The organism is Dickeya undicola, assembly GCF_000784735.1.
GTDB lineage: Bacteria > Pseudomonadota > Gammaproteobacteria > Enterobacterales > Enterobacteriaceae > Dickeya > Dickeya undicola.
Genome location: NZ_JSYG01000019.1, coordinates 239,428 through 260,346, shown reverse-complemented (window position 1 = coordinate 260,346; position 20,919 = coordinate 239,428). Strand labels below are relative to the sequence as shown.

Annotated in this window: 14 protein-coding genes; 4 read left to right on the top strand and 10 right to left on the bottom strand. The window is 55.2% G+C overall.

Translation table 11 applies throughout. From position 1 onward, the window contains the following. Nucleotides 1–10: 10 nt before the first annotated feature. Nucleotides 11–1,726: an assimilatory sulfite reductase (NADPH) hemoprotein subunit gene (gene cysI / locus OB87_RS09815; RefSeq protein WP_033569259.1), complete on the bottom strand. Its 1,716-nt coding sequence runs from the start codon at nt 1,724–1,726 to the stop codon at nt 11–13. Continuing rightward, entirely contained in the window at nt 1,726–3,549 is a 1,824-nt protein-coding gene (gene cysJ, locus OB87_RS09810; RefSeq protein WP_033569258.1) for an NADPH-dependent assimilatory sulfite reductase flavoprotein subunit, read from the bottom strand. Before cysJ ends, cysI begins: the two co-directional genes overlap by 1 nt. 292 nt (nt 3,550–3,841) lie before the next feature. Here cysJ and OB87_RS09805 point away from each other — a divergent pair, with 292 nt between their 5' ends. Further along, nucleotides 3,842–5,551: a hypothetical protein gene (locus OB87_RS09805; RefSeq protein WP_033569257.1), complete on the top strand. Its 1,710-nt coding sequence runs from the start codon at nt 3,842–3,844 to the stop codon at nt 5,549–5,551. An 18-nt stretch (nt 5,552–5,569) separates the two neighbouring features. On the opposite strand, the gene OB87_RS09800 is transcribed toward OB87_RS09805, so the two are convergent. Further along, nucleotides 5,570–6,859, bottom strand: coding sequence for an ABC transporter substrate-binding protein (locus OB87_RS09800; protein ID WP_033569256.1), 1,290 nt, complete (start codon nt 6,857–6,859; stop codon nt 5,570–5,572). A gap of 534 nt (nt 6,860–7,393) precedes the next feature. Here OB87_RS09800 and OB87_RS09795 point away from each other — a divergent pair. Then, the gene (locus OB87_RS09795; protein ID WP_033569255.1) at nt 7,394–8,728 is read left to right on the top strand and encodes a glycoside hydrolase family 28 protein; all 1,335 of its coding nucleotides are present in this window, start codon (nt 7,394–7,396) and stop codon (nt 8,726–8,728) included. A gap of 129 nt (nt 8,729–8,857) precedes the next feature. Then, nucleotides 8,858–9,226 (top strand): 6-carboxytetrahydropterin synthase QueD, encoded by a 369-nt coding sequence (queD, locus tag OB87_RS09790; RefSeq protein WP_033569254.1) that lies wholly within the window; start codon nt 8,858–8,860, stop codon nt 9,224–9,226. A 39-nt stretch (nt 9,227–9,265) separates the two neighbouring features. Here the strand turns inward: queD and queE are convergent, their stop codons facing one another. Continuing rightward, nucleotides 9,266–9,937 carry a 7-carboxy-7-deazaguanine synthase QueE gene (gene queE / locus OB87_RS09785; RefSeq protein ID WP_033569253.1) on the bottom strand — a complete coding sequence of 224 codons (672 nt, stop codon included), beginning with the start codon at nt 9,935–9,937 and terminating at the stop codon, nt 9,266–9,268. A 330-nt stretch (nt 9,938–10,267) separates the two neighbouring features. On the opposite strand from queE, the gene OB87_RS09780 reads away from it, so the two are divergent. Beyond that, on the top strand, nt 10,268–11,242 hold the full coding sequence (locus tag OB87_RS09780; RefSeq protein WP_033569252.1) for an MBL fold metallo-hydrolase: 975 nt from the start codon (nt 10,268–10,270) through the stop codon (nt 11,240–11,242). A gap of 70 nt (nt 11,243–11,312) precedes the next feature. Here the strand turns inward: OB87_RS09780 and bglB are convergent, their stop codons facing one another. The 6 genes from bglB to relA all read right to left on the bottom strand — a co-directional run bounded on the left by bglB (nt 11,313) and on the right by relA (nt 20,916). Continuing rightward, entirely contained in the window at nt 11,313–12,452 is a 1,140-nt protein-coding gene (gene bglB / locus OB87_RS09775) for a beta-galactosidase BglB (protein WP_033569251.1), read from the bottom strand. A gap of 75 nt (nt 12,453–12,527) precedes the next feature. Further along, nucleotides 12,528–14,102, bottom strand: a complete 1,575-nt coding sequence (locus tag OB87_RS09770; RefSeq protein WP_033569250.1) for an MFS transporter — start codon at nt 14,100–14,102, stop codon at nt 12,528–12,530. A gap of 451 nt (nt 14,103–14,553) precedes the next feature. Next, nucleotides 14,554–15,852 (bottom strand): phosphopyruvate hydratase, encoded by a 1,299-nt coding sequence (gene eno, locus OB87_RS09765; protein ID WP_033569249.1) that lies wholly within the window; start codon nt 15,850–15,852, stop codon nt 14,554–14,556. 97 nt (nt 15,853–15,949) lie between these two features. After that, nucleotides 15,950–17,587 carry a glutamine hydrolyzing CTP synthase gene (gene pyrG / locus OB87_RS09760; protein ID WP_033569248.1) on the bottom strand — a complete coding sequence of 546 codons (1,638 nt, stop codon included), beginning with the start codon at nt 17,585–17,587 and terminating at the stop codon, nt 15,950–15,952. A gap of 226 nt (nt 17,588–17,813) precedes the next feature. Further along, the gene (gene mazG / locus OB87_RS09755) at nt 17,814–18,611 is read right to left on the bottom strand and encodes a nucleoside triphosphate pyrophosphohydrolase (protein WP_033569247.1); all 798 of its coding nucleotides are present in this window, start codon (nt 18,609–18,611) and stop codon (nt 17,814–17,816) included. Nucleotides 18,612–18,678: 67 nt separating this feature from the next. Then, nucleotides 18,679–20,916, bottom strand: a complete 2,238-nt coding sequence (relA, locus tag OB87_RS09750) for a GTP diphosphokinase (protein ID WP_033569246.1) — start codon at nt 20,914–20,916, stop codon at nt 18,679–18,681. Nucleotides 20,917–20,919 lie beyond the last annotated feature (3 nt).

Sequence of the window (20,919 nt, the reverse complement as noted above, 5' to 3'; positions counted from 1 at the left end):
GCGTCTCCTGTCAGTCGTAAAAATCAACGGCGGGGTCCAGCACCGGTTTAATGATACCGACGCGAATCGCAAAATCACCAAACCCTTCGCCGCGCTCGCGCTCGCTAGCCCAGCGCCCAACCAGTTGGTCGATCTCGGCCAGAATCTCTTTCTCGGTGATGTTCTCCCGATACATGCGCGGAATACGCGTACCTTCCCGGTTACCGCCAATATGCAGGTTGTAACGGCCGATGGCTTTACCCACCAGGCCAATTTCCGCCAGCATGGCGCGGCCGCAACCATTAGGACAACCGGTCACACGTAACACGATATGATCGTCGCCTACGCCGTGCTTTTGCATGATGGCTTCAACGTGCGTGACAAATTCCGGCAGGAAGCGTTCGGCTTCCGCCATCGCCAGTGGGCAGGTCGGCAACGATACGCACGCCATCGAGTTCTGACGCTGCTCGGTAACGCTATCATCGATCAGGCCGTACTGACGCGCCAGCGCCTCGATCTTGGCTTTGTCGCGGGTAGCGACACCAGCGATGATCACATTCTGGTTAGCGGTTAACCGGAAATCACCCTTGTGGATTTTGGCGATCTCCGCCATGCCGGTTTTCAGCGGACGCCCCGGATAATCCAGAATGCGGCCGTTTTCAATAAACAGTGTCAGATGCCATTTATTGTCGATCCCTTTCACCCAGCCGATGCGGTCGCCGCGACCGGTAAACGCGTACGGACGAACGGTTTCAAAAGTGATACCCGCGCGACGCTCCACTTCCTGTTTGAAGGTTTCTACGCCCACCCGCTCCAGCGTGTATTTCGTCTTGGCATTCTTGCGGTTGGTACGATTGCCCCAGTCACGCTGGGTAGTCACCACCGCTTCAGCTACCGCCAGCGTGTGCGCTAACGGAATGTAGCCCAATTCACTGGCGGTACGCGGATAGGTGGCTTTGTCGCCGTGGGCGATAGACAGGCCACCACCTACCAGTACGTTAAAACCGACCAATTGGCCGTTATCTGAAATGGCGACAAAGTTCAAATCGTTGGCGTGCAGATCCACATCGTTCTGCGGCGGGATCACCACCGTAGTCTTGAACTTACGCGGCAGATAGGTCGCCCCCAGAATCGGCTCTTCATCGGTAGTCGCGACTTTCTCCTTATCCAGCCAAACCTCGGCATAGGCACGGGTGCGCGGCAGCAGGTGTTCGGAAATCGTCTTCGCCCATTCATAGGCCTGCTGATGCAACTCAGACTCCACCGGGTTAGAGGTGCACAGCACGTTACGGTTGACGTCGTTGGCAGTCGCCAGCGCATCCAGCCCAACCTCATGCAGCAGTTGATGAGCGGATTTCAGGTCGGATTTCAGAATGCCGTGAAACTGGAACGTCTGACGATTGGTGATGCGGATACTGCCGTACAGCGTCTTTTCACCGGCGAACTGGTCGATGCCGAGCCACTGTTTCGGCGTCATCACCCCACCCGGCAGGCGGCAGCGTAGCATCATGGCATGACGTGGTTCCAGCTTCTGCTCCGTACGCTCAGCACGGATATCACGGTCGTCCTGCTGATACATGCCGTGAAAGCGAATCAGCAGAAAGTTGTCACCGTTAAAGCCGCCAGTCAGGCCATCGCTCAAATCCTTTGTAATCGTGCCGCGCAGGTAATTGCTTTCCAGCTTCAAACGCTCAGCATCAGTCAGCTTGCCCTCGACCACCAGCGGACCAGAATATCTTTCGCTCATTAGTACACATCTCTCTGATAACGCCGCTCAAGACGCAGCTCGCTTAAAAACTCATCCGCCTGCTCGGCGTCCATCCCACCGTGTTCAGCCACCACATCCAGCAGCGCTTGCTCCACATCTTTCGCCATACGATTGGCGTCGCCGCAGACATAAATATGTGCACCATCCTGAATCCAGCGCCATACATCTGCGCCTTTTTCACGGATTTTGTCCTGTACATAAACTTTGTGTGCCTGATCGCGCGACCAGGCCAGATCGATAGCCGTCAACAGGCCGTCTTTAACGTAGCGCTGCCACTCCACCTGATAGAGGAAATCTTCGGTAAAATGCGGGTTGCCGAAGAACAGCCAATTTTTACCGCTCGCCCCCTCGGCCTCACGCTGCTGCATAAACGCGCGGAACGGTGCGATGCCGGTGCCTGGGCCAATCATGATTACCGGCGTTTCAGGGTTGGCAGGCAGGCGGAAATTATCATTGTGCTCAATGAACACGCGAACGTCGCCGTCCTCTTCCAACCGGTCAGCCAGATAGCCTGACGCGCCGCCGCTACGCGCACGCCCCTCATACTCATAACGCACAGTGCCGACGGTGATGTGCACTTCGCTGCCAACATCGTCCTGCGACGAGGCGATGGAATAGAGGCGCGGCGTCAACGGACGCAGCAACCCAATGAGCTGCTCTGGCGTCAGTTCCACTGGCGCTTCACGCACCATATCCACCAGAGGAGTACGCTGGGCGTACTGCTGCAACGCGGATTTATCGGCAACCAGCCCCAACAGCGTCTCATTGCGGGACAACGCTGCGTATTTGGCGACAATCGGCGCGGTGTTTTGTGTCAGTTCGAAATGGCGTTGCAGTGCTTCACTCAACGGCAGGGTATTACCGTCCACAACAACGGATTCATCACCTTTCAGCCACAACAGCCCCAGCAGTTCCTGTACCAGCGCCGCATCATTCTCATACCAGACGCCCAACGCATCACCCGGCTGATACTGCAAACCAGAGTCACCCAGATCGATTTCGATATGACGAACGTCTTTTTCCGAGTTACGGCCAGTGATCTTCTGATTGACCGACAGCGACGCCGTGTAAGGAGCCTCTTTGTGATAAGGGCTGGTGGTGATGGCGTTGACCTGACCGCTGGCCGCGGTTTGCACCGCGACGGTCGTTTGGCTGGCAAAGCGAGTCTTCAACGTTTCCACAACCTGACCACGCCACTGCGCCGCCAGCGGCTGGAATTCCACATCGGCATCGACGCGATCGAGCAGGCGTTCAGCGCCTAACTCAGCCAGACGGCCGTCAAAGTCCTTACCCGCTTTGCTGAAAAATTCGTACGAGGTATCGCCAAGACCGAACACCGCAAACGCCGTGCCCGCCAGCGATGGCGCTTTTTTCGAGAACAGGAATTTGTGCAAGGCGACGGCTTCTTCCGGCGGCTCACCTTCACCCTGCGTCGAGGTGACAACCAGCAGCAGTTTTTCCTGCGCAATCTGTTTGAATTTGTAGTCACCAGCATTCACCAGCGTCACCGGCAGGTTGGCTGCCAGCAAATCGTCTCGCACCTGCTCGGCCACACGACGGGCATTACCAGTCTGAGAGGCGGAAATCAGCGTGATGGACGACGGCACCACCGCGTCAACCGCTGGTGCCGCCGCGGTGGACGGTGTGGCAACCACACCGGGCTGTTGCTGAATCACGCCCCAGAAATAGCCGGACAGCCAGGCCAGTTGCGTCGGTGAGAGATCACCGGTCGCGGCCTGAAGACGCGAAAGTTGCTCCGCGCTCAACGGGAGCAGCGAAGTCGGAGAAGCCGGAGTTGTCATTGTAGTGTCGGTATCCTTGTTCTGATCGCGGGCGCTAATGCCGGGTTGCCGCAATAGTCAAATTCATAAAATAGAAAGTTAGATGGGATATAAGGTAACCATCCCCATCTTAACAATTAAAGACATGATGGAAATATTTAATAACCAAAACGACTAAATGGTTTTTTTGATAACACTTATTGCTTTAAGTGTTATTGATCACAATTTACTGCATTGATTATTTTAATGTTTCTTTTGCGCTATCGCGCTGGCGTTATACTCGATGCTCTGTGGCTCAGGGAGCACACCGATTATGTGGCAGCATCGCGCACTGGAACTGAACACCCAGGATATCTGGCACTGGCGGCACATTACCGCGCTGGTGGATTACGCTCGCCGCTATGGTTTCAATACGCTGGTGCTGGGGCAGGCGGACTTGTTGGACAAACTGGTGACGCCCCCCGCTTATCAACATGCCCGCTTTGACGACCGCATCAGCAGCCAGCAACGCTCGCGCTGCGTCTATCTCAATCAGGTCGCTGCCTACTGCCGCGAGCAAGGGCTGGCGCTGTACCTGCAATGTAAGGAACTGGCCTTCCCCACTGACCTGTTGTTGCAGCACCCGCAGTTGCTGGACGATGCGCGTCAGTTCCGTATCGATACCCCTTTCTGGTGCGATTATCTGGCCGCCAAAGTGGACCTGTTGATGCAACAGATCCCGCGTTTGAGTGGATTGATGCTGGCGATTTCCAACAGTGACAGCCTGATACGTTTTGCTCCACCGCCCGGTGAAGAGATGCAAAGCGGCAACATGCTGCCGACAATAGACAGCGAGCCTATCTACCGACAACTGTTTACCGCCGTCTCACGCGTTACCCACGCCCACCAACGTCATCTGGTCTTGCGCGCCTTTCCAGCCAATCATCACGATATGTCTCACGTACTGGAAGCCATCCGCAGCCTGCCGACCACCGTCTCCGCCGCCATCAAGATAACGCCGGAACGCTTCTGGCCGGAATTTCCTAACAACCCGGCACTGCTGGCGCTGGATGACCGGGAGATCTGGGTGGAGTTGGATCTGGCTGGCGAGGAAGTCGGCTGGGGCAATCTGCCGTTTCTGCGTTACACCGAGATTCAGGGGCGGTTGCTATGGTGTCGGGAAAAGAACCCAGCCATCGTCAGCGCAGCCTGCCGCATCAGTTGGGACGGTGTCGATAACCACAGCGTGCTGGGGTCATTAAGCGAATTCACGCTGTTCGCCTGTGCACGCCTGCTGAACGATGGCGCACCGCCGGTTAACGAAAGTGAACTGTTTCGCCAGTGGCTGGCGGAATGCTGGCAATGGCAGCCGGACGATGTGGCCTGTCACACCATGCTTACCCTGCTGGAACAAGCGCAGCAGGCGCTGTCGTTATCGCTGTATGCGCGTCACCATGTGTTCCACCGCCATAGCCTGCTGCCGTCCAGCTACGGTCAGGCGGTGTGGAGCTTGTACGGCCAGCTTAACCGCAACCACTGGTTGCCCGGCTCCGGGCGCGACATCACCTTTGATCGCCGCGAAACGGAACTGGCCTCCCAGAATCTGTACCAGATAGTACGAGAGAAAGACGCGGCCTGGCTGTTAGCCGACCAGAGCCAGCAGGCTGCCAGTCAGTTTGCCCGCGACTACCGTCTGCCGGAACCATTACACCAACGTTGGCAGCAAGAATGGCGTGGATTGGCGCTCTATTGCCGCGCCTTTATCCATGCACAGAAAGCCTTTTTCACGCTGCACTACTGCCAGCGAGTGGAAAACAACTGGACGCTGCGTGAAATCGCCAAAACCAATATCCAGGCACTCTATGGTGCCGCGCATGAGATGGACGATTTCTGCCTGCAACACCGGGACTACCCAGTGAGTATGCATGTTATGTTTGATGCCACCCGCCCCCGCGCGCTGGCAGACAGCCTGCAACAGCAGTTGACTGAATTGACGCAGGACACCGGCAGTGGTCATCAGGCAGCGTCACGTCACGAGGCGTAACGCCGCCGGTTCGGCAAATCAGCGGATCACCCGTTTCAGAATACGGTTGCCCATGTCGTTGAAATTCTTCGCTGACGTCTCCACACTTCGGTTGCCATAATCCAGTTGTTCAACCGTTTGCAGAATCAGGCTAGCCAGTTGTGGGTCTTCAATATACGAGGACACCGGTGTCTGCATCGGCTTTTCCAGCGCCTGCATCAGCCCTTTCACCGCCAGATCCTGCGTATCCAGCCGTTGACTATCCTGCAACGCCTGACGCGCCACCCGGCTAAGCGGTACGCCGCGCTCGGTGCCCATCAACAGGCTGCCTTCTGGGTCATTCATCAGAAAATTGAGCAACAGTGCCGCTTCTTTCGGGTGTTTGCTGCTTTTGCTGATGGCAAACAGCATCGATGGTTTGAAGAATTGCCCCGGATTGTCGGAGCCCGGTGTCATGATGTACGGCCCCAGATCCAGTTTTGCGGGTGGCGCCAGCGGTTCGGCGTATTTTTTCACCACCGAAGCCCAAAGCTGAGCCCCGCCGTATTCGCCGTTGATCCACGGTCTTGTCTCAAATACGCCAGCTTTGCCAAAGGCGTTGTAGTATTTCGTCGACGGAATGACATGATCATCCACCAATCGTTTATAGAACCGAAACGCCTCCAGCCACTGTGCCTCGGTGTAATTAAAACGTTTGTTCTGTTCATCAATCATGCCGATATGAAATTTCTGGGTCATGTAGGTGTTGAGAAGCTCCAGCAATCCCTCGCCGCTGTCCTGCGCCGGGGAAGCCAGCGGAAAGTAATTGTCGCCGAGCTTATCCCTGAACACCTTGCCAGCCTGGAACAGTTCTTCCCAGGTGGTCGGGTACGCCAGACCGGCCTTTTTCCAGGTATCGACGTTGTAATACATCACCAGCCCGTTGAGGGAAGTGGAGATAGCGTTGACCTTGCCGTCTACCGTGGTCAGCGCATCCGCTGGGAAATCTTGTAATTTCAAGGTCGCTTTCAGTTTGTTTAGATCATAAAAACCCGTGCCGGTGCGGGAAAAAATCGGTATCCAGTTCCAGTTGATCTGTACCACATCCGGCTCTTCGTCGCTGGCGATTTGGGTGGTCAGGCGCGAGAGGTAACCATCCCAGCCGGTGTATTCCGCTTTGACCGTGATCCCCGGATATTTCTTCTGAAAAGCCTCAATGGCAGCCAGCGTAGCCTGATGACGGCTGTTGCCGCCCCACCAGGAGAGGCGCAATGCCACCTGTTCTGCGGCCTGAACCTGTCCCAGCCAGGCAAACGCCAACAACATGCCCCCCATCAGTAATCTCATCATTCCCCGATCCTCTTTATGTTGTTATTTCAGGGCGGAAGGGTAATCAGGCAGGTACAGAGCACCTCCCGCTGGGAAACAAGATAGGCAGATTGTTTTTTTCTTCACCAGTACTGGGGGGCGACCAAATGCGCGTTATGCGCGGCAGGCTGAAAAAATGGGTGTCGACAACCCTGATAGCGCTCATTTCACGGAATCGGGTTCACTGTCTGGCGCATTGCCGCGCCCTTGCCTCACAACCTGCCTTCAACGGTAAACGTGCTGCGCGATCAAGATCACATTAATTTAACAAATATGAAACATCATGCGCGGCGAATACGATGGACCTTCGTCAGAAGGGATAAAAATGTGATGAAACACACATCGTGTTTGGCTCGCGGCGAGTATCACGTTATCACGCTCACACTCCACCGGATTGCGTCAGGCAGGCTGTGAAGGCGCTCTAACCCTGAGCGATTTCCCGCTGTGCCACGGCTGCCTGCGATGAAAAACCGTGCTGGAATGATCCCGTTCCCCTACCGCAACAGGATAAAAACCATGAGGCTATCCATTCACTCCTACACGCCTGCCGCTGATGGCATGACCCCTGACACCGCGCGGTTCCAACGAGCTATCGACGACCTGGCAGCACAAGGCGGTGGCACGCTGGTGGTGGAAGCGGGACATTATCTGCTGGGAGGACTACGGCTGCCTTCGAATTTCTGCCTGCAACTGGACGCCGGAGCGGAACTGATCGCCAGTGCTGACTATGACGATTTTGCCCAAAATACAACCGTCAGCGTGGCCGAGCTTTCCGATCGTGCATTTCTGTATGCCCGAGGTCAGCGCAACATCACCTTGTGTGGGAAAGGGAAAATCACCGGTAGCGCCGACGCCTACTTCTCAGCCGAGCCCGACGAACAAGGCTATCGATTGCCAGCGCAACATCGTCCGCGCATTCTGGTGCTGGAGGACTGCGAACAGGTCCGTTTGCAGGACGTAATCATCGAACAGGCACCGATGTGGACCGTCCATCTGGTGAGTTGCCGCCAGGTCAACGTTGAACGCCTGACGGTGGATAACGACATGACGATGGCTAACACCGATGCGCTTAATCTCGACAGTTGCCAGGACGTGACGGTGCGCCACTGTCACCTGAGCGCCGCCGATGATGCCTTGTGCATCAAAACCACCGATAAACCTCCGGCCATGCAGTATAAAGCCCAGCGTATGATGGTCAGTCACTGTCGGCTACGTTCGCGCAGTTGCGCGCTGAAAATTGGCACCGAAACCTTCGCCGACATTGAAGACCTGACCGTCAGTCACTGCGCCATCTACGATTCCAACCGGGGAATTGGCCTGATTTCCCGCGATGGCGGCGCGTTTCGCCGTATCTGCTTCAGCGATATCACCTTCGAATGCGTCGCGGCACCACCGTGCCACTGGGGCAAGGCCGATCCGGTATTTGTGTCGGTACGTTATCGCGACCCAATGATTGAACCAGGGGTGATTGAGGATGTGCGCTTCGTGCGGCTGTCCGGCGTGAGCGAAGGTGCTATCAACCTGCACAGTACACCGGCAGGTTATATCCGCAATATTCATTTCGATGACATTACGCTAGAACAGCGGCCGAGCGATTCGCCGGAACAGGGCCTATACGACGTGCGACCGCCCTGCAACCCGGAACGCCCCACCGGCATGGGGCTGGACAATGCTTATCTGGTCAACCCGGATACCGGGCGCGCCTACGGGGTGGAAAACTACCCAACCGGGCTGCCTGTACTGTTTGCACGCGGCGTCAACGGATTAACGTTACACAACATAACGTTACATCGTCCGTCCCCCTTGCCCATCGGTTGGAGCCACCATGCGATTATCGAACTGACAGAATAGCCCGATTGACAAGCAGGCAGGTTGCGCGCTGATACTGGCAAAAAGGATAGTCTGGCGTCAGGAAACGTGCTTAACACGGCACTTTCCGGTAGTATGCGACGGTTTTTTGAATGACACGAGAGCCTCACCATGCCAACCACACTGTTTAAAGATTTCCAGTTCGAAGCCGCGCATCGGCTTCCCCATGTGCCGAATGGCCATAAATGCGGCCGCCTGCATGGTCATTCGTTCATGGTTCGTCTGGAAATTACCGGTGAGGTCGACCCTTATACCGGCTGGGTGATGGATTTCGCCGAGTTGAAAGCCGCATTCAAACCCACCTGGGAACAGTTGGATCACCATTACCTGAACGACATTCCAGGGCTGGAAAACCCGACCAGCGAAGTGCTGGCGCGCTGGATCTGGCAGCAGCTCAAACCGACGCTGCCATTATTAAGCGCGGTAACCGTCAAAGAAACCTGCACCGCCGGTTGCGTATACCGCGGCGAGGACGACTGAACCAGCAGCCCGCGCGGTTATCAGCTAAACCGACGCCCGTCAGGCAATATTGAGGTATTTGTGGGTCTGCATCGATAAACGCCAGTTGCGGGCGATGCAGGTTTCAATACACAGCCGGGTGGCGTCGTCTTTCTGACTGATCGGCTGCAACGCCACAACCCGCGCCTTGTCGTCATCCAGTCTTGCCAGCAACGCATCCAACACCTCAATATCCCGCTCACGCGCTACCGGATGTTTAATTTCATCCGCCCGTTGCAGCGCCTGATCCAATACCGCCAGGCCGCCGCGCATATTCACTTTGGGAGAAACTGTCACCCAGCAATCGGGTGAGCAGCGGACTTCGTGGGTGCCGCTGGTTTCGATCTGCGTACTGAACCCCCGCTGCTCCAGCGTCTGCGTCAACGGCGTCAGGTCGTAAATGCAAGGCTCGCCGCCGGTAATCACCACATGTCTGGCGCTGTACCCCTGCAATGCCATCTGCTGTAACAGATCCTCAACGCTGGAACCGCTCCAGGCGTCGCTTTCCCCGCTTTTCACCAGCACCTCCGCCAGCGGAATCTGCCGCTCCGGCAGTTTTTCCCAGGTATGTTTGGTGTCGCACCAGCTGCACCCCACCGGGCACCCCTGCAAACGGATAAACACCGCCGGGACGCCGGTGAAAAAACCTTCGCCCTGCAAGGTCTGGAACATTTCGTTAATCGGGTAAAGCATCGTGTTTCATTATTCCTTCTGGCTAAACCACTATTATCGCCGATAGCACAGGCCATGCCAAACTTCCGGGTGCGATAGCGAAAAACAACCGTAACCGGGTATTTGTGCCAACACGATTCCCGGTTAATAATCAACAGGTCGCACATGATACGACCCTACCGCTATCGCAATCGATTCGCATTGTGGGAAGATGGCAACGCCGCACATTCCCTGGGCTTGCTGAGTGCAATAAGCCACAAGAATGCGTGACAAGCTGGCGTAAGCCGACTTGAACGCTGCCAACTGCGATGTGGAAGATGAAAGGTTTGTTCACAAATAAGGAAATGTAAGATGACGTTATTAAAGCCCCTTGCTGTTTTCTGTTTGTCATTATCTCTGATTCCGGCATTCGCCAATGCAGAAGCCGTCGCTCAGGTTAAAACCCAGCCCGGCTATTACCGCATTATGGTTGGGCAGTATGAAGTTACTGCATTGTCCGACGGCACCAATACCATGCCGATGGACAAGCTGCTCACCCGCACGCCGCGGGAGAAAATCGTCAGCCTGCTGGAAGCCAGCTACCTGAAACCGCAGGTGGAAACCTCCATCAACGCGTTTCTGATCAATACCGGAAAAAACCTGATTTTGGTTGATAGCGGCACCGGTGCGCTGGGTGGAAAAACCACCGGTAAAACGCTGGCCAACCTGAAAGCCGCCGGGTATAAACCGGAGCAGATCGATACCGTACTGGTGACCCACTTACATGCCGATCACTTCGGCGGACTGGTCAGCGACGGGAAACTGGTTTACCCCAACGCCACCATTTACGTGAACCAGAAAGACACCGATTTCTGGCTAAGCCTGGATAACCTGAAAAAAGCGCCGCAAGACAAAAAAGCCGGATTTGAACGCGTGCAGGAAGTGTTCCGCCATATCCGCGAAGCCGGTAAGTTGAAGACATTTACCGATCATCAGTCACTGCCCGCCAGTATTACCGCTGTGCCGACGCCAGGCCATACCCCTGGCCATACCTCATTCCTGGTCAACAGCGACGGCCAGAAAATCCTGCTGTGGGGTGATATCGTGCACGCCGAAGCGGTACAAATGCCATTGCCGGACACCGCCATCGCATTTGACTCTGATAGCGATCAGGCGGTTCGCACCCGTGATGCATTGCTGAAAGAAACGGTGAAGCAGGGTTACTGGGTTGCAGGCGCGCACATGCCATTCCCCGGCATCGGTCATGTAGCGGTACAGCATGACACTAGCGGTAAAACCAACGGTTACCGCTGGTTGCCGGTCAACTACAGTCTGTCGGGGTTGTGAGTCACACAAGCCCCAAAAAACGGGCTTCCACTGGAAGCCCGTCCAAAACTCGCTATCTCTTCGACACGTTTTACAGATAAACGCGCAAATACTCCGACAGGCACAGAATCGCCATCGCCTGACCGTATGGCATTGAGGTCAGCGGAATCTGGCGGTAGTAGTCCAGATCTTTGCCCATCGCCGTCCCAAAGGAGACGTTGAGCAGTTCTCCGCTCTCATTGATATTCGCTATCACGCCGCGCATCGCCTTTTCCGCCACATCAGCGTAGCGGCGGTCGATATAGCGCTTGCGCACCGCTTTGAGGATACCGTAGGCGAATCCGGCGGTGGCGGAGCTTTCCAGATAGGAATTGGGGTCATCGAGCAAGGTATGCCACAGACCGCTGTCATCCTGATACTTCGCCAGCGCTTCCACCTGGCTTTCCAGCACTTGAATCAGAAAACGGCGGGTAGCGTTGTGTTCAGGCAAATCCAGCAATTCGATGAATTCCGGGATCACAATAGTCAGCCAGCTATTGCCACGTGCCCAGCGGGCCTGCGCAAAACTGTGGTTACCGTCGAACGTCCAGCCGTGAAACCACAGGCCGCTCTGGCGATCCATCAGGTACTGTACATGCAGCAGGAACTGGTAGGTGGCTTCTTCTACAAATTCGGGGCGGTTGAGTAGCTTGCCAATTTTCGCCAGCGGCAACACGCTCATCATCAACGTGTCATCCCACAGCTGATCGGTGTTTTCACTGTTGTAGACGATATGCTGCAAACCGTTCTTGTGGGTACGCGGCATGTCGTACATCACCCATTCCGCCCAACGTTCGAGATACGGCACCCAACGGCTGTCGCCGGTTTCTTCATAGCGGTAGGCCAGTGTCAGAAACGGACATACGGTATTGACGTTTTTAGTCGGCGTACCCTCTTCCAGCCGGGCAGTGAACCAGTCATCGATGATAGTGCGCATCCGCTCGTCGCCGGTCTGGCGATAATACTGGTAGATGCCGTACAGCCCGATGCCATGTGTCCACTCCCAGCCAGCCCAACCTTTGGTATCGATAACCCGGCCGTCATCCAGCCGCAGCAGGAATTCACCGGTTTTATCTTCAATGTTGATCAGATTATCGGTCACCCGGCAGATCAATGCTTTTAACGCATCCCGGGAGATAAAGTGCTCGGGCTGGCGCAGCAGCGCGCTATGTTTTACAGGAAAAATGGTCATAACAGATATCCGATTCCAGTTTTATTACCTATCAATCGATGACTTCTCGATACGTATCAATCTGCACATCACGGCTCAATGCACACCGTGGTGAGGCGTTCCACCGGTGATCGACCGGGCTGGTGCCTTGTGGCGATTGAGATAACCAATGTTGTTGTTCCCCCACAGGGATTCGTATGGCATACCGGCCAGCATTTCCACCGTAGCGCGAGCTTCCGGTGTGACCTTTTCCGGCACAATGCGGCCCGCTTCACGCATTTTTGCCGTTTCCTGCCGCAGCACTTCATGCGTTTGCAGGTTCAGCTTAAAGCCCAGCGATACCAGAAATCCTAACGTCAATACCCCGACCGTGCCGAAACACAGCATCATCAGAATGGTGTGACTAACACCCGGAGCCTGCACACTCTGTCCGGAGACAAAGCCGGACAGTTGCAGCACCACCCCCACCAACATCACCGCGCCAGCCTGCGAGGCTTTACGGGTCAGGGTCATAATGCCAGCAAAGATCCCTTCACGACGCTGGGCAGTGATGACCTCATCCACGTCAGCGATGTAGGTGTAAGTATTCCAGGGCACATAGTTGATACCGCCGCGACCCAAGCCAGCCAGAGCGGACACCAGCAACAACAGCGAAAATGCTGAATGCGTACCGCTGTAGTACAGAAAACCATAGGACAGTGCGCTTAAACCGAACAGACAAACCACCATACGGTAGGAAGGTGCCGGTCCAAACCGGATGCACAGTGGGATCATCGCAATCACCGAAATAAATTGCAGGATCGCCATCGTCCCCATCAGGTTAGACGCCACCGTCGGGCTTTGCATCAGCACGAATACCACGTAGTAAGTAAATACCGCGTTGAACACGTCCTGTGCGATATAACCGCCCAGATACATCCCCAGATGCTGGCGGAAGATGCGGATACGCAGAGTGGACAGCAGCTCAATGTTCAAACGTTTGAGGCTCTGCCCCAGCGTCAACGACTGACGCTCCTTTTCTGCCTGCAACGAGGCTTCTGACATTTGATCGCGTGGTCGCTCCCAGGTGAAGAAGTACACCAGCGTCAGCACGCAAGCGCAGATGACCGAAAACACCAGACTGGAATAGAAGAAGGACACCGCGTTATCTTTGCCGAAATACCCCAACAGGATACCGGGAAGAAACGCTGCCAGAATCGCTGACAGTTGCGCCAACGCGATACGCGCGCCAGAGAACTTGGTCTTTTGTTTGAAATCATCGGTCATTTCCGGCACCAGTGTTTCATACGGCACCAGTACCATCGTGTAGATGACGTCAAACAGCAGGTAGGTAATCAGATAGTACCAGTAATCCATGTGGCCGACCCACATCAGGCTGTAGCTAAACACACAGGGAATACCGAGCAAAATAAAGAACTTACGCCGCCCAAAACGTTTACCCAACCAGGTCGAACCGAAATTATCGGTCAGGAACCCCATCAACGGGCTGACGACCGCATCCAATACCCTGGCCATGGCAAAAATAAAGGTCGCCTCGATAGGCGTCAGACCGCAAAACGTGGTGTAAAAATAGAGCAGCCAGCCAGCGGTGAGCGCCGTGGTGCCGGCCCCGAGGAAATCACCGGAACCGTAGGCCAGATAATTCGCCAGCCCAATCTTACGTGTTTTCATCGCCATCCTTCCTCATTGATTGTATTTGTGAAGGTGTTGCGGCGGACCAAAAAACATCGTTGCCGCCGTAGCGTTAAGGTAACGAGGCGGCAAAGCAAAAACCTTTGCACGTTTGCCACCCCATCGCCGCTACTGGCATCCGCGGGAAGAACCAACCGATCGGCTTCAAACTTCTGGTCGAAATACGATTTTGAATCAGCAGAACCCGTGGTCCAAAATCACTCTAGCGGGTAGAGACGCAGGTCGCATGTAGGGAAGAAAGGATTTGGGATCGGGTTCATTGTTTGTTACGTCCATGACTCAACGGGGAATAAAAGTCTGGAAGCACGCTCGCAATTCACAGGATTCAACGCAGAATCAATCAGGCAGGCAAAAAAAATCCGGAAGCAGAAACGCTTCCGGATTGTCAGACGTGATGACCGGCGAGTCGAGTTCGCCGGTCGGCAAGCACTTACGCCTGGCCTTTCACTTCTTTCAGGCCGTTGAACGGTGCAGCAGCACCCAGCGCTTCTTCGATACGAATCAGCTGGTTGTATTTAGCCACACGGTCAGAACGGCTCATGGAACCGGTCTTGATCTGGCCCGCAGCAGTACCTACCGCCAGGTCGGCGATGGTAGCGTCTTCGGTTTCGCCGGAACGGTGAGAGATCACAGCAGTGTAGCCTGCGTCTTTCGCCATCTTGATAGCAGCCAGCGTTTCGGTCAGAGAACCGATCTGGTTGAATTTGATCAGGATGGAGTTAGCGATGCCTTTTTCGATACCTTCTTTCAGAATCTTGGTATTGGTTACGAACAGGTCGTCACCCACCAGCTGGATTTTGTCGCCCAGCACTTTGGTCTGGTAAGCAAAGCCAGCCCAGTCAGATTCGTCCAGACCATCTTCGATGGACACGATCGGGTACTGTTTGGTCAGATCTTCCAGGAAGTGGGTGAATTCTTCAGAGGTGAATGCTTTGTTGCCTTCGCCAGCCAGAACGTATTTGCCGTCTTTGTAGAATTCAGACGCAGCGCAGTCCATCGCCAGGGTGATGTCTTTGCCCAGCACGTAACCAGCCGCTTTCACCGCTTCAGCGATAACAGCCAGCGCTTCGGCGTTGGAACCCAGGTTCGGCGCGTAACCACCTTCGTCACCAACAGCCGTGTTCATGCCTTTGCCTTTCAGCACTTTAGCCAGGTGATGGAAAACTTCAGAACCCATACGGATGGCTTCTTTCACGCTTGAAGCGCCAACCGGCTGAATCATGAATTCCTGGATGTCGACGTTGTTGTCGGCGTGTTCACCACCGTTGATGATGTTCATCATCGGCAGCGGCATGGAGTATTTGCCTGGGGTGCCGTTCAGTTCAGCGATGTGAGCATACAGCGGCAGGCCTTTAGATGCCGCAGCAGCTTTCGCTGAAGCCAGAGAAACGGCCAGAATGGCGTTGGCGCCGAAGTTGGATTTGTTTTCAGTGCCGTCCAGGTCGATCATGATCTTGTCGATGGCAGCCTGATCCTTGGCGTCTTTGCCCAGAATAGCCTGTGCGATCGGACCGTTTACTGCAGCAATGGCTTTGGTTACGCCTTTGCCCAGGAAACGGGATTTGTCGCCGTCACGCAGTTCCAGCGCTTCGCGGGAACCCGTGGAAGCACCTGACGGTGCCGCAGCCAGACCGACGAAACCACCTTCCAGATGAACTTCAGCTTCAACGGTCGGGTTTCCGCGTGAGTCGATGATTTCACGGCCAATGACTTTAACGATTTTGGACATCAGATTTTCCTCAGTACAAGTTAAACTAAAACCTCAGACGGCAACGCGCGATCAGAGGACCGCGCGTTGCTGCACAACTCATTTCACTGGTAAAACCTTACTTCACCTGACGCTTCTGGTACGCCCCGGCGGCTTTCACAAAGCCAGCAAACAGCGGGTGCCCGTCACGCGGCGTGGACGTAAATTCCGGATGGAACTGACAAGCCACAAACCACGGATGATCAGGGATCTCAACGATCTCCACCAGTTTACGGTCGGCGGAGACACCAGCAACACGCAATCCCGCCGCCTCAATCTGTTTCAACAGCATATTGTTGACTTCGTAACGGTGACGATGACGTTCAATGATCGTCGGTTCACCGTACATCTGGCGCACCAGGCTGCCTTCCGTCAGATGGCACTGCTGCCCGCCTACGCGCATGGTGCCGCCAAGATCGCCGTCTTCGCTGCGCACTTCGATATTCCCCTCGGCGTCACGCCATTCGGTAATCAGCGCTACCACCGGGTATTTACAGTCTGGCACAAACTCGGTGGAGTTGGCGCCTTCCATACCGGCGACATTACGAGCAAACTCCATCAACGCTACCTGCATACCCAGACAGATGCCAAGGTACGGGATGTTGTTCTCACGGGCATAGCGCGCTGCCATGATTTTCCCTTCCACCCCGCGGTAACCGAACCCGCCAGGCACCAGAATTGCGTCTAATCCTTTCAGCACATCGACGCCGCGCGTTTCCACGTCCTGCGAATCGATGAGCTTGATATTGACCGTCAGGCGGTTCTTCAGACCACCATGTTTCAGCGCTTCAATCACTGACTTGTAGGCATCCGGCAGTTCTACGTATTTGCCGACCATGCCGATGGTCACTTCACCGCCCGGATTGGCTTCTTCGTAAATCACCTGTTCCCATTCTGACAGGTTTGCTTCCGGACAGTTCAAGCTGAATCGTTTACAAATATAATCGTCCAGACCCTGAGATTTCAATAGTGCTGGAATTTTATAAATGGAATCAATGTCCTTCAACGAAATGACCGCTTTTTCCGGCACGTTACAGAACAGCGCAATTTTTGCGCGCTCGTTAGCGGGGACGGTGCGATCAGAACGACAGATCAATACATCAGGCTGGATACCGATGGACAGCAGTTCTTTCACAGAATGCTGGGTCGGTTTGGTTTTTACTTCACCCGCTGCCGCCATGTACGGCACCAGCGTCAGATGCATGAACAGGGTATGCTCGCGACCCACTTCCACCGCCATCTGGCGAATCGCTTCAAGGAACGGCAGCGATTCGATATCACCAACCGTACCGCCGATTTCCACCAGCACCACGTCGTGGCCTTCGCCGCCTTCGATAATGCGTTCTTTAATGGCGTTGGTGATGTGTGGGATAACCTGAATGGTCGCCCCCAGATAGTCACCCCGACGCTCCTTGCGCAGAACGTCAGAATAAATGCGTCCGGTGGTGAAGTTATTGCGGCGCGTCATCTTTGTGCGAATAAAACGCTCGTAATGACCCAAGTCGAGATCGGTTTCGGCACCGTCTTCGGTGACGAACACTTCGCCGTGCTGCGTCGGGCTCATCGTGCCCGGATCCACATTGATATACGGGTCCAGTTTCATGATGGTCACGTTGAGGCCACGGGCTTCGAGAATAGCCGCGAGAGAGGCTGCGGCAATGCCTTTACCCAGAGAGGATACGACCCCGCCGGTCACAAAAATATAATTAGTTGTCATGCTGAACCTGAAAGTTTAGGTTTAAGGACGATGGAAAGACCAGGACGGGAAAGTAGTATACCCGAACCTGGGAGACGTCACAAATGATCGTTTTACCCTTTGTGACGTTGACAGGCTCCGGCTGATGCGGTATCTCCCACTCTCGCGGGAGACAATGACCAGGTTTAAAATCAGCTGGATAGCACCAAAAACCAGAAAAAAATCAGCGTTCACTCAGAAAATGGATTCAATCCTTTTTTTCTGATGCTTTTACCTGTTGCCAGGCGGCTTCCATCTCGTCGAGCGTGGCGTCGGCGAGGGATTTACCGCTTTCGCCAATCCGTTGCTCCACCTGCTGGAAACGGCGGGTGAACTTGCGATTGGCCTGTTGCAATGCGATTTCCGCTTTGTGCCCGAGGTGACGAGACAGATTGACCGCTGCAAACAGCATATCGCCAATTTCTTCGCCCAGTTTTTCCGGGTCGACCACCGCCTGCTGTGCTTCGACCATCACCTCGTCGATCTCTTCGTACAGTTTGTCCAGCACCGGTCCGAGCGTCGTCCAGTCGAAACCGACAGCGGCGCAGCGCTGCTGGATTTTATGCGCCTGCATCAGCGCAGGAAGCGCCTGCGGGATATCGTCCAACTGCGAATGACGATCTTTTTCCGCTCGCTCTTGCGCCTTGGTCTGCTCCCAGTTAGCCAACACCGCGTCGCTGTCCGACAAGGTGGCGTCGCCGAAGATATGCGGGTGACGGCGTTCCAGCTTATCGCTGATGGCGTCACATACGTCCGAGAAATCAAACAGCTCTTGCTCTTGCGCCATGCGGGCGTAAAACACCACCTGAAACAGCAGGTCGCCCAGTTCGCTGCGCAGGTCATCGAAATCCTTACGGCTGATGGCGTCGAGCACCTCGTAGGTTTCCTCCAGCGTGTAAGGAGCGATGGTGTCAAACGTCTGCTCACGATCCCACGGGCAACCGGTTTCCGGGTCGCGCAGTCGCTGCATGATGTGGAGTAAGCGCTCGATGGCGGATGAATTCATAATAATCCTGATAATGACATGATAAAGGCGGGACCAGCCCGCCTTAAGGTAGTAACAACAGTATCAACTAATTGCCCTGCAAGCGCCGAGCGTCGATCACATCCGGCAGTTGATTGAGCTTGGCCAGTACCCGGCCCAGCACCTGCAAGTTGTAGATCTCGATATCCATGTCGATAGTGGCAAGCTGCTGCTTCACGTCGCTACGGCTTGAAACCCCCAACACATTGACCTTTTCGTTAGCCAGAATCGTGGTGATGTCACGCAACAAGCCGCTGCGGTCGTTGGCGGTCACCCGTACCACCAACGAATAGCCGCTGGAGTAACTTTCGCCCCATACCGCTTCGACAATACGCTCCGGCGCGTGACTGCGCAGGTCATCGAGCTGTTCACAGTCCGCACGGTGGATGGAGATACCGCGTCCACGGGTGATAAAGCCGATAATATCGTCGCCCGGAATCGGCTGGCAGCAACGCGCGATGTGGTGCATCAGGTTACCGACGCCCTCCACCACCACCCGGCCGTTGTCTTTGGCACTGGTGCGCTGGGCCGGTTGCTGAGACTTCTGCGTCAACTGTCTCAGCGCTTCACGATCCTGCTCTTCGGCGCTCGGCTGGTTCACCTTCGACTGTAGGAAGTTCACCAACTGATTAAGGCGGATATCACCACCGCCAATGCCAGCCAGCAATTCATCCATCGAATTGATGTTGTAGCGCGGCAACAGCAGTTTTTCGGCCATTTTCAGGCTGACACCAAGGTGCGCCAGTTCGTCTTCCAGAATCTGTTTGCCCGCCAGGATATTCTTGTCCCGGTCCTGCTTGCGGAACCAGTTGTGGATTTTGGAACGCCCACGGCTGGTGGTGATGTACCCCAGATTGGGGTTTAGCCAGTCACGGCTCGGGTTCGGCTGCTTCTGGGTGATGACCTCGATCTGGTCGCCCATCTGCAACTGGTAGGTGAACGGCACGATACGCCCGCCCACCTTGGCACCGATACAACGGTGACCAATATCGCTGTGGATGTGATAGGCAAAATCCAACGGCGTGGAACCGGTCGGCAAATCCACCACATCGCCCTTGGGGGTAAACACATAAACGCGGTCGTCGAACACCTGGCTGCGCACTTCGTCGAGCATTTCGTCCGAGTCCGCCATTTCTTCCTGCCAGGCCAGCAATTTACGCAGCCAGGCGATACGCTCTTCGTAACCGGAACGCCCGCTGGTTGCGGCCCCTTCCTTGTATTTCCAGTGTGCGGCGACACCCAGCTCCGCGTCTTCGTGCATCTGCCGGGTGCGAATCTGAATTTCCAGCGTCTTGCCGCCCGGCCCCAGCACCACAGTGTGGATCGACTGATAACCGTTAGGTTTAGGGTTGGCGACATAATCGTCGAACTCATCCGGCAGATGACGATAGTGGGTATGCACAATCCCCAGCGCCGCGTAGCAGTCCTGCAACCGTTCCACCACGATACGCACGGCGCGCACGTCGAACAGTTCGTCGAACGACAGCGACTTTTTCTGCATTTTTCGCCAGATGCTATAGATATGCTTGGGACGGCCATACACTTCGGCTTTCAGCCCTTCCTGCGTCATGGACGCACGCAGGTTTTTGACGAAATCGTCGATATACTGCTCACGGTCAATGCGACGCTCGTGCAGCAGTTTGGCAATACGTTTGTACTCGTCTGGGTGCAGGTAGCGGAAGCAAAAGTCTTCCAGTTCCCACTTAAGCTGGCCGATCCCCAACCGGTTAGCCAACGGCGCGTAGATATTGGTACACTCTTTGGCCGCCAGTACGCGCTCTTCTTCCGGTGCATCCTTCACTTCGCGCAGGTGGGCGATACGCTCCGCCAGCTTGATCACCACGCAACGAAAGTCTTCCACCATCGCCAGCAGCATACGGCGGATATTATCCACCTGCTCAGAGGCCATCGAGTCATGCTGGGTTGCTTTAAGCTGGCGTATCGCATCCATATCGCGCACGCCATGCACCAGATTGACGATATTCTTGCCGAAGGTTTCCTTCAGTGTCTCCTCATCCACCACGTTGGCGTTCGCCAGCGGGAACAGCATCGCCGCGCGCATACTGTCGTTATCCATACTCAGCGTGGAGAGAATTTCCACCATCTCAATGCCGCGCCACAACAGCAGCATCGCATCAGGGTGACCTTCCGTTTTTTCTTCGCAATAGCGCCAGGTTTCGGCCAGGCGTTCGCACGACGTTTTACTGGCGATACCCAGGGAGGCAATCCACGCGTCCGGCACGAACTTGCCTTCGGTATTCAAATGCGCACTTCTTACCGCAACCATAAT